This is a genomic window from Thalassolituus sp., from assembly GCF_034111725.1.
In the GTDB taxonomy this organism is placed as follows: Bacteria; Pseudomonadota; Gammaproteobacteria; order Pseudomonadales; family Oceanobacteraceae; genus Thalassolituus.
In genome coordinates this window covers 37803-51863 of record NZ_JAWUWR010000079.1, presented here as the reverse complement: position 1 = coordinate 51863, position 14061 = coordinate 37803, and the positions used below count along the sequence as shown (strand labels likewise).

12 protein-coding genes are annotated in these 14061 nt (G+C 46.2%); 8 read left to right on the top strand and 4 right to left on the bottom strand.

The window, feature by feature from the left end; translation table 11 throughout:
* Window positions 1-82: 82 nt before the first annotated feature.
* Entirely contained in the window at window positions 83-334 is a 252-nt protein-coding gene (locus tag UXZ23_RS13715) for a hypothetical protein (RefSeq protein WP_320821124.1), read from the bottom strand.
* A 207-nt stretch (window positions 335-541) separates the two neighbouring features.
* Between UXZ23_RS13715 and UXZ23_RS13710 the strand changes: the two genes are divergently transcribed.
* The 8 genes from UXZ23_RS13710 (at window position 542) to UXZ23_RS13675 (ending at window position 11156) form a co-directional block, all read left to right on the top strand.
* A complete protein-coding gene (locus tag UXZ23_RS13710) occupies window positions 542-1144 on the top strand; it encodes a restriction endonuclease subunit S (RefSeq protein WP_320821123.1) in 603 nt (200 codons plus the stop codon).
* An 80-nt stretch (window positions 1145-1224) separates the two neighbouring features.
* Window positions 1225-2763: a type I restriction-modification system subunit M gene (locus tag UXZ23_RS13705; protein WP_320821122.1), complete on the top strand. Its 1539-nt coding sequence runs from the start codon at window positions 1225-1227 to the stop codon at window positions 2761-2763.
* 163 nt (window positions 2764-2926) lie between these two features.
* A complete protein-coding gene (locus UXZ23_RS13700) occupies window positions 2927-3715 on the top strand; it encodes a Fic family protein (protein WP_320821121.1) in 789 nt (262 codons plus the stop codon).
* The gene (locus tag UXZ23_RS13695; RefSeq protein WP_320821120.1) at window positions 3705-4946 is read left to right on the top strand and encodes a restriction endonuclease subunit S; all 1242 of its coding nucleotides are present in this window, start codon (window positions 3705-3707) and stop codon (window positions 4944-4946) included. The genes UXZ23_RS13700 and UXZ23_RS13695 overlap by 11 nt, the downstream gene beginning before the upstream one ends.
* Window positions 4946-6316, top strand: coding sequence for a P-loop NTPase fold protein (locus tag UXZ23_RS13690; protein ID WP_320821119.1), 1371 nt, complete (start codon window positions 4946-4948; stop codon window positions 6314-6316). Before UXZ23_RS13695 ends, UXZ23_RS13690 begins: the two co-directional genes overlap by 1 nt.
* 34 nt (window positions 6317-6350) lie before the next feature.
* Window positions 6351-7064, top strand: coding sequence for a RhuM family protein (gene rhuM, locus UXZ23_RS13685; RefSeq protein WP_320821118.1), 714 nt, complete (start codon window positions 6351-6353; stop codon window positions 7062-7064).
* Between the two features lie 3 nt (window positions 7065-7067).
* A complete protein-coding gene (locus tag UXZ23_RS13680) occupies window positions 7068-10400 on the top strand; it encodes a type I restriction endonuclease subunit R (RefSeq protein ID WP_320821117.1) in 3333 nt (1110 codons plus the stop codon).
* A gap of 6 nt (window positions 10401-10406) precedes the next feature.
* Window positions 10407-11156, top strand: a complete 750-nt coding sequence (locus tag UXZ23_RS13675; RefSeq protein ID WP_320821116.1) for a SprT family zinc-dependent metalloprotease — start codon at window positions 10407-10409, stop codon at window positions 11154-11156.
* Between the two features lie 40 nt (window positions 11157-11196).
* Here UXZ23_RS13675 and UXZ23_RS13670 read toward each other — a convergent pair whose 3' ends face one another.
* The 3 genes from UXZ23_RS13670 to ffh all read right to left on the bottom strand — a co-directional run bounded on the left by UXZ23_RS13670 (window position 11197) and on the right by ffh (window position 14042).
* Complete coding sequence (locus UXZ23_RS13670; RefSeq protein ID WP_320821115.1) at window positions 11197-11616, bottom strand: secondary thiamine-phosphate synthase enzyme YjbQ; 420 nt, start codon at window positions 11614-11616, stop codon at window positions 11197-11199.
* Between the two features lie 59 nt (window positions 11617-11675).
* Window positions 11676-12488, bottom strand: a complete 813-nt coding sequence (locus tag UXZ23_RS13665) for a hypothetical protein (protein WP_320821114.1) — start codon at window positions 12486-12488, stop codon at window positions 11676-11678.
* Window positions 12489-12659: 171 nt separating this feature from the next.
* Window positions 12660-14042, bottom strand: a complete 1383-nt coding sequence (gene ffh / locus UXZ23_RS13660; protein WP_320821113.1) for a signal recognition particle protein — start codon at window positions 14040-14042, stop codon at window positions 12660-12662.
* Between the last annotated feature and the right edge of the window lie 19 nt (window positions 14043-14061).

Genomic DNA, 14061 nt, shown 5'->3' with positions numbered 1-14061 from the left:
ATACTTATAAGCTATTGCAGATCAACCACCCATTTTACCAATGCAGTAATTGAGATAATCCGATTCCTCTTTGTACCGAAACTTAATCATCCTTAAACATCTGCTCACCATTCGGCACCGCAAACATATCCTCATACCGTAACCCCGCTCGCGCGAACCTATCTCTGATAATGCAAACCATCGGTGCAACCAGTGCCGCATCTTTGCTGACCAGTTGATACTCGACAATTTCATATAACGAATCAAAAGACCGATAGATCAGATGCAATTCCTCATGCAAGGATAAAACGTCATCCAACGCTACCGGACGCTGTGGTAAATCGACATCTGTCATTTCCATGCTCCAGTAGTGGAAAGTAATAGCGAGCCACAAGGGCAACCATCACCGTATATTGATAAATACATCACTAGCCAAACACTCGCTTCAGTGCAAATTCTAGATTGCTTTTTTTGCATCAAAGACGATGAACCAACCATAACTTGACATCCAACCATAATCAAACGATTATTTCTGCATCATTAACTATGAACTGGAATAGGTTTGAAACTAAAACAGATCGCAACCATCAACGCAGGCTATCCGTTTCGGGGGAAAATCCCTGAAGTTAGCGATTCGTCCGTGGTTGTGGTGCAAATGAAAGATGTTTCGCTGGCAGAAGGCATTCGCTGGTCTGATTGCCAAAAAACCGAGTTAACCGGCAAACGAACCCCCGACTACCTCACCACCGGTGATATTTTAGTGGCCGCACGCGGTAACCATAACTACGCCATACCGATAGACTCAGCACTGGCCGCCACCAACAAACAAGCCGTCGCCGCCCCGCATTTCTTCGTCGTGCGCTTAAAAAGCCAAAATGAGAAGAAACAGGGCATACTGCCTGAATTCATTGCTTGGTTGCTGAATCAAATACCCGCTCAGCGCTATTTCGAACAAAATGCTGAGGGTACACTAACCAAAAGTATTCGCCGTAGCGTGCTAGAAGAGGCTCCCATCGTTGTTCCGCCACTAGCCAAACAACGCACCATTGTTGCGATGGCGAACACCCTCCGCGAAGAACAACGATTAATGCAGCAGCTGATCAACAACAACGAGCTGATGATGAGAACAATAGCCAGAGACCTACACCTGAATCGCCGCCACTAAGTCACCGATACAGGTAAACAAAACTTGGCCAACCAACGACTTGGCCCTAATAAAAGAACACACGGATAAACGACACCACCATGAGCGCTAACAGCAAAATCAACCAAGACGCCATCAACAAAGCCCTATGGAATGCCTGCGACACCTTCCGGGGCACCATCAGCGCCGACACCTACAAAGACTTCATCCTGACCATGCTATTCCTTAAATACATCTCCGATGTTTGGCAGGATCACTACGATGGCTACAAGGCAGAATACGGCGACGAGCCAGAACTCATCACCGAAATGCTTAAAAACGAACGCTTTGTACTGCCACCCCAAGCCAGCTTTTATGCCCTGCACGAGCACCGTCACGAGCCCGGCAACGGCGAACGTATCGACCAAGCCCTACACGCCATTGAAGAAGCCAACGGCACTAAACTCAAAGACGCCGGAAAAAGCGTGTTCCAAGACATCTCCTTCAACACCGACAAACTCGGCGAAGAAAAACAAAAAAACACCATTCTTCGTCATCTGATAGAAGACTTCGCTAAACCCGAACTTAACCTCAAGCCTAGCCGCGTAGGCACGTTGGATGTGATTGGCAACGCCTACGAATACCTGATTAAAAACTTTGCCGCTAGCGGCGGGCAAAAAGCCGGCGAGTTTTATACCCCGCCAGAAGTCTCGGATTTAATCGCCGAATTACTAGACCCGCGCCCCGGCGACAGCATTTGCGATCCGGCCTGTGGCTCCGCCTCGTTATTAATGAAATGCGGCAGCAAAGTTCGCAAAAATCACGACAGTAAAAACTATGCCCTCTACGGCCAAGAAGCCATTGGCTCTACATGGTCGCTGGCCAAAATGAACATGTTTTTGCACGGCGAAGACAACCATAAAATCGAATGGGGCGACACCATTCGTAACCCTAAATTGCTGGATAAAAACGGCGACTTAATGCTGTTCGACATCGTGACCGCCAACCCACCCTTTAGCCTAGATAAATGGGGTCATGACGACGCCGATAACGATAAATTCAGCCGCTTTCGCCGCGGTGTACCGCCTAAAACCAAAGGCGACTACGCCTTTATTTTGCACATGATCGAAACGTTAAAACCAAAAACAGGCAGGATGGGCGTAGTAGTGCCGCACGGCGTATTATTTCGTGGTTCCAGCGAAGGTAAAATTCGCCAACAACTCATCGACGAAAACCTGCTCGATGCCGTGATCGGCCTGCCCGAAAAACTGTTTTACGGCACCGGCATACCCGCCGCCATTTTAATTTTTAGCAAAGACAAATCGGACGATTCAGTGATATTTATTGATGCATCGCGTGATTTCAAAGCCGGTAAAAACCAAAACCTACTCAGCGAAGACAACATCAATAAAATTGTTGCCACCTATCGCAACGGTGCCGACGTCGATAAATACGCCTACGTCGCCAGCCTGAATGAAATAAAAGAAAACGACTACAACCTCAATATCCCGCGCTACGTTGATACCTTTGAAGAAGAGAAAGAAATCGACCTAATGGCCGTGCGCGCCGAGCGCGAGAAATTAAAAGCTCAATTGGCCAGCTTAGAAGATGAAATGGCAGGCTATCTGGCCGAACTCGGCTACCTAGATACCCCACAATAAGGAGCGCAGGTAATGGAGCAGCAAAGAATTCAATTACTGACCGCCTCCGGAGTCAGTCAACATGCCACCTCGGACCATATTCCCGACGTCGGGAATATGGTCGAACTGAGCTCAATCAGTGATCAGTGGTCTCGACTCAGTATCAGCGATAAGGAGCAAGTCTATGCTTAATATCCCTCTTACCAAGCTGGATGCGCTCAAAGCCAAGCTGGATGAATACCGCCCGCTCGATTTGCAGGTGGTTAACAACCTGCACGAAAACCTAGTGCTGCAATGGACGTATCATAGCAATGCCATTGAAGGTAATACCCTGACCCTAAAAGAAACCAAAGTGGCACTGGAAGGCATTACCATTGGCGGTAAAACCCTGCGCGAACACTTTGAAGCCATTAATCACCGCGACGCCATCCTGTTTGTTGACGAATTAGTGAGCCAACAGCAACCGCTTGACGAGAGGGCCATTAAATCCCTGCATCAATTAGTATTAAAAAATATCGATGCCGACAATGCTGGCCGCTACCGCGACATTAACGTACTGATTTCTGGCGCCACCCATAAACCACCGCAAGCGATCCAAGTGCCTGAACAAATGCAGGCCTTTATTGATTGGTACAACACCGAGGCCCACACCCTGCATCCGGTTGAACGCGCAGCACGAATACACGGTGAATTTGTCAAAATACACCCGTTTGTTGATGGCAACGGACGCACTTCAAGGTTGCTAATGAACCTTGAACTCATGAAGGCAGGCTTCCCCGCCACCGTAATAGAAGTTGAACAGCGTTTAGATTACTACCAAGCACTGGATAAAGCCCATTGCAGCGACGATTACACCGACTTTATTGCCTTGGTCGCACAATGCGTGGAAAAAAGCTTTGCGCCCTACTGGTGGGCATTGGGAGTAGAGGCAGAAGTGACTGAGTATTTGGAGGAACTGGGATATGTTGCCTGAGGGTTGGGAGTTAAAAGAACTTCAGTTTCTATGCAAAAAAATTGCAGTTGGCTTAGCGATTTCAGTTACACCATTTATGAGGGCTAGTGGTGCAAAACTGATCAGAAACCAAAATATTAAACGAAATTATTTCAATAGTAACTCCGTTGTCTATATTGACGAGGTTTTTGCCGATTCAAACAAGTCAAAGAGAGTAAGGCATGGAGACGTCGTTGCAGTAAGAACTGGATCAAACATTGGAGAAGCATGTGTAGTACCTGAAGAGTTTGATGGTGCTTTAACATTCACAACCCTCATCGCAAGGCCCAATCCTGATTTTTTGGATTCGTTCTACCTTTCAACACACATAAATTCAGATCGTGGGGTAGCTGAAGTAAATCGTTTGTGTGCAGGCGGCGGAAAGCCAAATTTAAACTCTGGAGAGTTAAAGCGATACCGGTTATTGACTCCACCACTCCCCGAACAAAAAAAAATCGCCCAAATCCTCTCCACTTGGGATAAGGCCATCACCACCACCGAACAACTGCTCGTCAACAGCCAGCAGCAGAAAAAAGCCCTGATGCAACAACTGCTCACCGGCAAGAAGCGCTTGCTGGATGAAAATGGGGTTAGGTTTAGTGGGGAGTGGAAAGAAATAAATCTTGGAAAATCAGTAAAAGTTATTGGAGGTAATGCCTTTAAAAGCGAGGAATTTAAAGAATGCGGCATTCCCGTCGTCCGAATATCTAATATCAAACCTGACTACTCCATCAATATGGACTCTTCAATATTTGTATCCGAAGACTCAAGATTTAATCGTTTCAAAATAATCAATGGAGACATACTGATAGCCATGTCTGGCGCCACGACTGGAAAAATTGGTATGTATAACCTCAACACCTTCTCTTATTTAAATCAACGCGTTGGTAAGTTCGAACCGATTAAAGGAAGGGCTTCAAAAAATTATCTATTTCAACTATTTAAACAGCCAAAAATACAATACAACGTACTTATTGATGCCGTTGGTGGAGCACAACCAAATATTAGCAATAAAGACATAGAAAGAATCAAAGTACTTATTCCTGCACTCTCAGAACAACAAAAAATCGCCGCAGTGCTTTCCACCGCCGATCAGGAAATCACCGTCCTGCAACAAAAACTCCATATCTTAAAACTAGAAAAAAAAGCCCTAATGCAGCAGTTGTTAACAGGCAAGCGCCGGGTAATAGTCGATAAGGAGGCAGTGGCCTGATGACTGAGCAAGAAGCACTGACGTTTGAGTCCAGAGATGAGTTTAACAGGGTTGGTATTGCGGAAAGCTTGATCAAGCTACTGACCGCCCCAGTTGATATCTCGCCTATGGTCGTCGATGGCGATTGGGGCACGGGAAAGACCGAGTTCTGCCAAAAGCTGATTCACAAGTTCGAAACCGAGCACCAAAACTACCAGTTGCTGCATGTCGATGCGTTTCAGGCAGATCACGCGGATGATCCGCTGATGACCATTCTGGCCGCTGTAGCCGGTTTGCTTCCCGAAGGCGACAAGAAGCAAGGCTTTTTGAAAACAGCCATTCCGGTTGTTCGTTATGGCCTGCAAACGGCTTTCAAGGCCGGTGTGAGCCATGTACTGAAAGAAAACGCCGATGACATCGCCGATGGTTTGGAACAGCATCTTCAGGACTCGGCAAACAAGGCCATCGACGCTTCTGTCGCTGCGGTTCTAAAAGACCATGAGAAAGCCAAACAAAATCTGAAAGCGCTGCAATCCACACTGGCGGAGTTGGCTAAAGACTCACCTATCGTGATCTTTATTGATGAGTTGGATCGCTGCCGCCCTGACTTTGCTGTTCAGATGCTCGAGGTGATTAAACATACCTTTGACGTAGAGAATGTGAAGTTTGTATTGGTTACCAACACCAAACAACTTCGTGCCGCTATCAACCACAGTTATGGCCCTATGGTGGACGCCCAACGTTACCTCGATAAGTTTTTAAAATTTCGATTCGAATTGCCTTCAGAAGTCAGCGGTCGTGCCGGTTACGGTGAAGATCGACTGTTGGCGTCAGTAGAGCACTTTGCCAACCTTCTGGCTTCCAGCGGGGTACTATCTAAGACTGATTTGAGTAATACCGATTGGTCAACCTTTGGCTTTGTCTGTCAGTTGATTCGAGTAAATCAGCTTTCGCTGAGAGAAGTTGAGACCTTCACTCGGCACCTTGAAATCTACCATTCACTATCTCAAGGGCTTGAGGCGGACATCCCTTGGGGATATATGTTGTTGAGGCTCTTTAGTGTGTTTTTGTTCTGCTTCAAACACGATGTGTACGATGATATTCAATCAGGATGTACTGACGCTAAAGTTATCACTCCATTGCTTGGAGTAACAAAACTGCCTGACTATGAAGAGCCCTATTACTCCCCAGAGCATGCTGTAACTTTAGGGGTACTGCTCGCTCAAAGATCGACTTCAAACGCAGAACTTTTTATACCGAATGAAGAAAATATTCGGGAATGTTGGAAAGCTGATTTTGATCGTTACTTTGTTCATGGAACGCCAGCTGATGTGTGGAAGCCTGTCAAAGAAGTTTTCTCTGTGCTCAGTCTTTCATCTGGATCGCGGTAAATAGAATGCTTGAACGAACGAGAGAAAACCGCTTATGACAGATCAGCTACCTTCACCACCGGTGGGTGAATTTGTGATGTTCACATCCGATGATGGCTGCGCTCGCGTTGAATGCCGGTTTGAATCAGACACTCTCTGGCTATCGCAGGCAGCGATGGCGGATTTGTATCAGGTTACCCCTCAGGCTATTACCCAGCATATTCGAGCGATTTACGAAGATAGAGAGCTTGATCAAAATTCAACCTGTAAGGATTACTTACAAGTTCAAACAGAAGGTGGTCGCAAGGTTAGCCGTAAACGTTTGCATTACAGTTTGCCCATGATCATCGCCGTTGGCTACCGGGTGCGCTCCACCCGTGGCACTCAGTTTCGCCAATGGGTGACCCGGACGTTAACTGAATATCTGAGCAAGGGCGATATTGCTACAGCAAAAAACTATATAACGGAACCTGAAATCAAAGAGCTTAAGCGCATTGTGACTATGTGGTTAGATTTTGCCGAAGATCAGGCTGAGCGACGCCAACAAGTGTTTTTACAATACTGGCAAATCAAGCTGGATCAGTTTCTACAATTTAATGACAGAGACGTGCTGACGGGATCAGGCAAAATCAGTAAAAAAGACGCGGATGAAAAAGCTTCCGCCGAGTATGAGCGCTTTGCTGAACAGCGTCGCCAGCTAAAAGAGCAAGCAGGAGAACAAGACATCGACGAACTGTTAAATTGGATACCGCCGAAGAAGGAAAGATAACGAATGGAACATTGCGTCCCAAAATTTCAGGAAGAATACAGTGCCAAGCTTCCTGCGCTGGCGTTATTGACTAATCTCGGTTGGTCGTTTCTTTCTCCTGAAGAGGCTCTGCGTAAGCGCGGCAATCAATACGATCAGGTTGTGTTGCGTGAAATTCTGCGCGATGAGCTCAAGAAGCGTACCTTCACCTATGCCGGTAATGTGCATTCGCTGTCTGATAAAGCCATTGATAATCTCATTGCCGAGGTGTGTAGCCCGGCCTTGAATGAGGGGCTATTAAATGCCAATGAGCGCCTTTATAACCACCTTTTATACGGTATTTCGGTCACTGAGTTTGTCGATGGCCGTAAAGCCAACCCGACCGTTGCATTAATTGATTGGCAAAACCCCAAAAATAATAGTTTCACCTTTACTGAGGAGTTCAGTATTACTCGCTCTGGTGGGGCCGGTTCATCATCGGCGGATCGTCGTCGCCCCGATATTGTGTGTTTTGTGAATGGTATTCCTTTGGTTGTTATTGAAGCCAAGCGCCCCGATGGCAATAGCAAAAAAGGCCCAACGATAGATGAGGGTATTTCGCAAAGCTTACGCAACCAACGCCATGATGAAATTCCACAGCTATTTGTTTATAGCCAATTATTATTATCGGTTAACGGTATTGATGGCCGCTATGGTACGTGCGAAACCAGTAAGAAATTTTGGGCCGCTTGGCGCGAAGAAGATACTTCTGATGCAGAAATGGTTGCGATAAAAAATAAAAAGCTCTTACCAGAACAGGTAACTGGCTTATTTTCTCACCGTTCCACGTCAGACTTAACTTGGTATGAAAATCTGATTGCCGGTGGTGAATTGGCTGTAACTGGGCAGGATAAATTATTAATTAGTTTATTAAGCCCCGCGCGCCTGTTAGAAATGACCCGTTACTTTATCTTGTTTGATAAAAAAGCTGGCAAGATTGCCGCCCGTTATCAGCAAGTGTTTGGCATTAAACGGCTGATTGAACGCATCAATACGCGTAATTCTGCCGGAGGGCGTGAAGGCGGTGTTATCTGGCACACCACGGGGTCTGGTAAGTCGTTCACTATGGTATTTTTGAGCAAGGCGTTGATTCTGCATGATACTTTGAAGCAATGCAGAATATTGGTGGTGACGGATCGGGTTGATTTAGAAACTCAGCTGAGTAGAACCTTTGCTAATGGTGGCGAACTGGCTACCTCGAAAGACAAAACCGCTGCTATGGCGACCTCAGGCACTCGGCTGGCCGAGCAAATAGGTTCAGGGACCGAGCGAATTATTTTTTCTCTTATTCAAAAATTTAATTCGGCCACCAAGCGTCCTGAATGCCATAACAACAGTGCCGATATGATTGTGTTAATTGACGAGGGTCACCGCAGCCAAGGTGGCGAGAATCATATTCGCATGAAGCTGGCATTGCCCAATGCGGCGTTTGTCGCGTTTACCGGTACGCCACTATTAAAAGATGATAAAACCACAAATAAATTCGGCCCTATTGTGCATGCCTACACTATGCAGCGCGCCGTAGAAGATCAAACCGTTACGCCTTTGCTATACGAGGAGCGAATCCCCGATTTAGATGTTAATGAGCGCGCGATTGATAGCTGGTTTGAGCGTATTACAGAAGGTTTAACGGCCAATCAAAAAGCCGACTTAAAGCGAAAATTTGCTAAAAAAGGTCAGGTATATGAAGCCGACGATCGTATCCGTTTGATCGCATTGGATATTGCCAATCACTTTGTTAAAAACATTAACGAAGGCCTAAAAGGTCAGTTGGCCTGCGAGAACAAGGCCTCTGCCATTAAGTACAAGAAGTTCCTAGATGAAGCAGGCCTGTTTGAATCGGCCGTGGTGATGAGTGCTCCCGATACGCGAGAAGGCAATACCGCAGTTGATGAAGCGACAACGCCGGAAGTCACCCAATGGTGGAAAGACAATGTCGGTAAAGAGGATGAAAAAGCTTACACCAAACATTTGATTGAGCGGTTTGAGAACGATGATGCGTTAAAAATTCTTATTGTAGTCGATAAACTGCTAACGGGATTCGACGAGCCAAAAAACACCGTGCTTTATATCGATAAACCTCTAAAAGAACACAACTTAATTCAGGCCATCGCACGAGTAAACCGCCTACATCCAGTGAAGAAGTTTGGCTACCTGATTGATTATCGCGGCATTTTATCTGAGCTGGATACAACAATTCAAAAGTATCAAGATTTGGCTTCTCGTACTCAAGGTGGTTACGACATTAATGATATCGCGGGTTTGTACAACCAAATGAGTACAGAGTACAAACGCTTACCGCAGCTTTATAAACAGCTATGGGCGATTTTTGATGGCGTAAAAAATAAGAACGACATTGAGCAGTTACGTCAGGTTTTAGTGCCCCGAATTGAAGAGATTGGCGGGGAGCCTCTGGCCGGTATTTCTAGCGAACTGGTTGATGTAAACCTGAAGAAACGAGAAGATTTTTATGAGGCGCTAACAGCCTTTGCAAGCTGTTTAAAGATTGCTCTGCAATCCGCTACATTTTATGAAGATAAGAGTTTTAGCGATGATGATCGCCATCGCTATAAACAGACGGTCAAAGAGCTTTCTAACTTACGCCAAACGATTCAGCAAGATACTGGCGAGCGAGTTGATTACGACGAATATGCTGAGCAAGTGAAAAAGCTGCTGGATAAACATGTGGTTGGTGTCGAAGTAAAAGAACCTGGCGGTGTTTATGAAGTGGGAAAAATGGGCCAGAAACAAGAGCCGAAAGATTGGGGCGAGGAAAAAACTCGCAACGAAACCGACATCATTAAAACCCGTGTCGCTAAAATGATCGAGCAAGGCTTGCAAGACGATCCTTATGCTCAAGAGGCTTTTTCCAAACTGCTGCGTCAGGCCATTGAAGAAGCCGAAAAACTGTTCGATCACCCGTTAAAACAGTACATGCTGTTCCGTGAGTTTGAAGAGCAAGTACAAGACAGACGCTTAAACGATATTCCGAATGTGTTTGCTGGAAATCGTCATGCACAGGCCTACTTTGGTGTATTCAAAAAAGTATTACCAGACGCTTTAGCCTCTCCCGAAATGACCACGGATCAGCAAGTGCAGGATAAATGGATAAAGCTGGCGTTTGAAATTGACCAAGCGGTAGAAACTTCGGTGACGGAAAACTCTATTAATCCACAAAATATCGAAGCGGATATCCGTAAGCAATTACTGCCACGACTGTTTAAGGAGTGCAAATCCATTGGCGGTGGTATGGATCAAGCCAAGAAACTGGTGGAGATGATTGTGCAAATTACTCGTGTTGGCTTAAGTGATCTCTAACGACCTATGAACGTACCGATTAAACCCAACCGCCAGCTTATGAGCTTTCATTACGCTGACCAGCAGATTGCGTTTGAGCGTGTTAAACGCCCCCAAGCCACGAGCAAAGTGCTGATTAAAGTTCACCCAGATTGCCGTGTTATTGTCTCTGCTCCTGAAGATGCCGACAACGACATGGTACTCAGTGCAGTAAAAAAACGTAGCCGCTGGATCTATGAAAAACTACGTGATTTTCGCAAACAACTTGAGCACATTACGCCGCGCCAATACATCAGTGGCGAAAGCCATTATTACTTAGGCAAACAGTACCTACTAAAAGTAATAGAAGCGCCGGAGCAAGCTCAGGGCGTCAAACTGCTTCGAGGAAAGCTGGAAGTATCAGTAAGAATTAAAAACGCCGAAAAAGTAAAAGCGCTACTGGCAGATTGGTATAAAGCACGCGCAAAAGAAATCTTCGCTAAACGCTTAGATGCAATGCTAGAACAAGCACTTTGGGTAACTGATTGCCCTCCCCTACGCATTTTAACGATGCAAACTCAGTGGGGCAGTTGTTCCCCTAATGGCCGAATTACATTAAACCCACATCTGGTTAAATCACCTCGTGAGTGTATTGATTACGTGATTTTGCATGAGCTTTGCCATATAGCTGAACATAACCACAGCGAACGGTTTTATCGGCTGATGAATCAGGTCATGCCAAAGTGGGAAAAGACAAAAGAAAGGCTCGATGGGATGGCATCAAGTATCACAGGTTGAATCATTGATCAGCTGTATAAATCCATATTAAAGATAGCCATCACTCACCATTCAACGTCAGCACCAATCTCCTACTGCCGCCACAATCGCGGTGTTCGCACAAATAAACACCCTGCCATGTGCCCATATTTAATTGCCCATTGGTAATCGGAATGGTGACCGATGGTCCTAATAAGCTGGTTTTAATATGCGCAGGCAAATCATCCGAGCCTTCATCATTGTGTTGATAGTAAGGCTGATTCTCGGGTACTAAGCGATTAAATACCCGCTCGAAATCACCGCGCACTGTTGGGTCGGCGTTTTCATTAATGGTAAGCGAAGCGGAGGTGTGTTGAATAAATACGTGCAGCAGACCGACTTGAATTTGGCTTAATTCAGGAAGTTGCTGTTCTATTGCGGAGGTAATTAAATGAAAACCGCGAGCATACGGCTCTAATGTTATCGTGCGTTGAATCCACATAATCTACCCCTCTGAGCCCTACACTGAACTTAGGAGGTAGATTACCAGAAAACGACGTCTTAGAAGCGGTAGCCTACAGAGCCAATATACTCATCGAAGTAAAAGGTTTGGTCGGCCTTGTCGCCTTTGTTACTGGTGAGTACGTCGCTCATATCGGCATAGCCGAATTTACCTAAAAAGCGCACAAATACGTGTTTCCAAATGGTGGCTTCGATACCCAATTTCACCACCGAGGCGTAACCGGCTACGTGCCATTCGTCGTTACGCTCACCACTTAATAGCTTTACGTTACTTTTTGGAAATAGCACACCGCCGCCGCCACCAGCGAATAGCGCGACATCGAACTTGTCTTGCCACTGCCATACTGGCAAATACCCTTCGGTCTCTAACGAAATCATGTTAAAGCCATCGGTATGTTCGTAGGTTAGGAAATCGCCGGTGAGTTGCTGTTGGCCCAGCGCTGGGTCGGTACGTTCAAATCCGGGCTTAGAAATGGTGCCGCTAATATCGACGGTTTGATCTTGCACCATGACGTATTTCATATGATCGAAGCCCAAAGACACAGACCAGTTATTAGTAACAAAATAACCAAAGCGCCAATTGTATTGGGGGATCGTCATACGAAATGGATTAAGGTACGAGTGAAATAACTCATTATCGCTCACTTCGGTCTGATGATCATGTGCGCTAACGTTATAAAGAGTGAAGTCGTGATCATCGCCTTTAAAATGGATATCACTATCGGAGTAAGTAGCGTTATTCCAACCCCAGTAGCCATACCATTGGCCTTGCTGGCGCATCGCGGCGGCTTGGGTAATCGACGAAAGACATAGAATGATAAGTAATGACAAGTAAGCGATAGTTCGCTTCATTCTAGTTGCTCCTCCAGTAGGTGATTGAGTTCGCGCCATCATAGCATTCCATCCAAACAAACAATGGGGGATATAATGAGATTATTAGATTCATATACGAAACAATATCGCTATTTGGCAAAAAAAACGGCTAACCCGATGGGCTAGCCGTTTTTTGGATCATGAATACAGTTATCGCATCATAGGCGGCATGCCGCCGGGAGGCATTCCACCACCACCGCCCATAGCGCGCATCATTTTTGCCATACCGCCCTTGGCCGATACTTTCTTCATCATCTTTTGCATTTGCTTATGTTGCTTGAGCAAACGGTTAAGATCCTGAATTTCGGTACCCGAACCTAAGGTAATACGCTTTTTGCGTGAACCATTAATTTTATCGGGGAAGCGACGTTCATCAGGGGTCATCGAGAAAATAATCGACTCCATTTGCTTGAACTGTTTTTCAGCGGCGTCAGTTTGTTTGGACATCGCGCCCATATTACCCATACCCGGTAACTTATCGAGCATGCCTGTTAAACCGCCCATATTTTTCATTTGCTGAATTTGATCAAGGAAGTCTTCAAGATCAAAGCCCTTACCCGACTTCATCTTCTTAGCGAGTTTATCCGCCTTCGACTTGTCGATCTTGCGTTCAGCCTCTTCGATCAGGGTAAGAATATCGCCCAAATCCAAAATACGAGAAGCAACACGATCAGGGTGGAATGGCTCTAAAGCATCAACCTTTTCGCCCATACCCATAAACTTAATTGGCTTACCAGTAATATGGCGCACCGACAAAGCAGCACCGCCACGGGCATCACCATCCGCCTTCGTCAAAATCACGCCGGTTAGCGGTAAAGCATCATTAAACGCTTTCGCTGTGTTCGCGGCGTCTTGACCTGTCATGGCATCGACCACGAACAAGGTTTCAATCGGTTTGATACCTGCGTGCAGCGCTTGAATCTCTGCCATCATGGCTTCGTCAACCGCTAGACGACCGGCGGTATCCACCAATAATACATCGACATGCGCGCGTTTAGCGGCATCAATAGCGTTACGGGCAATATCTAATGGCTTTTGATCAGCCGAAGATGGGAAGAATTGAGCACCCACTTCTTTAGCTAAGGTTTCTAACTGCTTAATCGCCGCAGGGCGATACACATCAGCAGAAACTACCATGACCTTTTTCTTCTCGCGCTCAGCAAGATACTTAGCCAGTTTGGCAACAGTGGTCGTTTTACCCGCCCCCTGCAAACCGGCCATTTCGATAACGGCAGGCGGTTGCGTGGCGAGGTTTAATTTTTCGTTGGCTTCCCCCATCACCGCTTGAAGTTCGTCATGGACGATTTTCAAAAACGCTTGGCCTGGGTTTAGGCTCTTCATTACATCAGTGCCGATAGCGCGCTCTTTCACCTGATCGGTGAAGGCTTTTACTACCGGTAATGCAACGTCGGCTTCCAATAAGGCCATACGCACTTCGCGTACGGTGCCTTTAATGTTGTCTTCAGTTAACTTCGCTTGGCCAGTAATCCCTTTAAGGGCACTGCCAAGGCGGTCCGTGAGGCTCTCAAACATCTCGATGACTCTGCCAAAT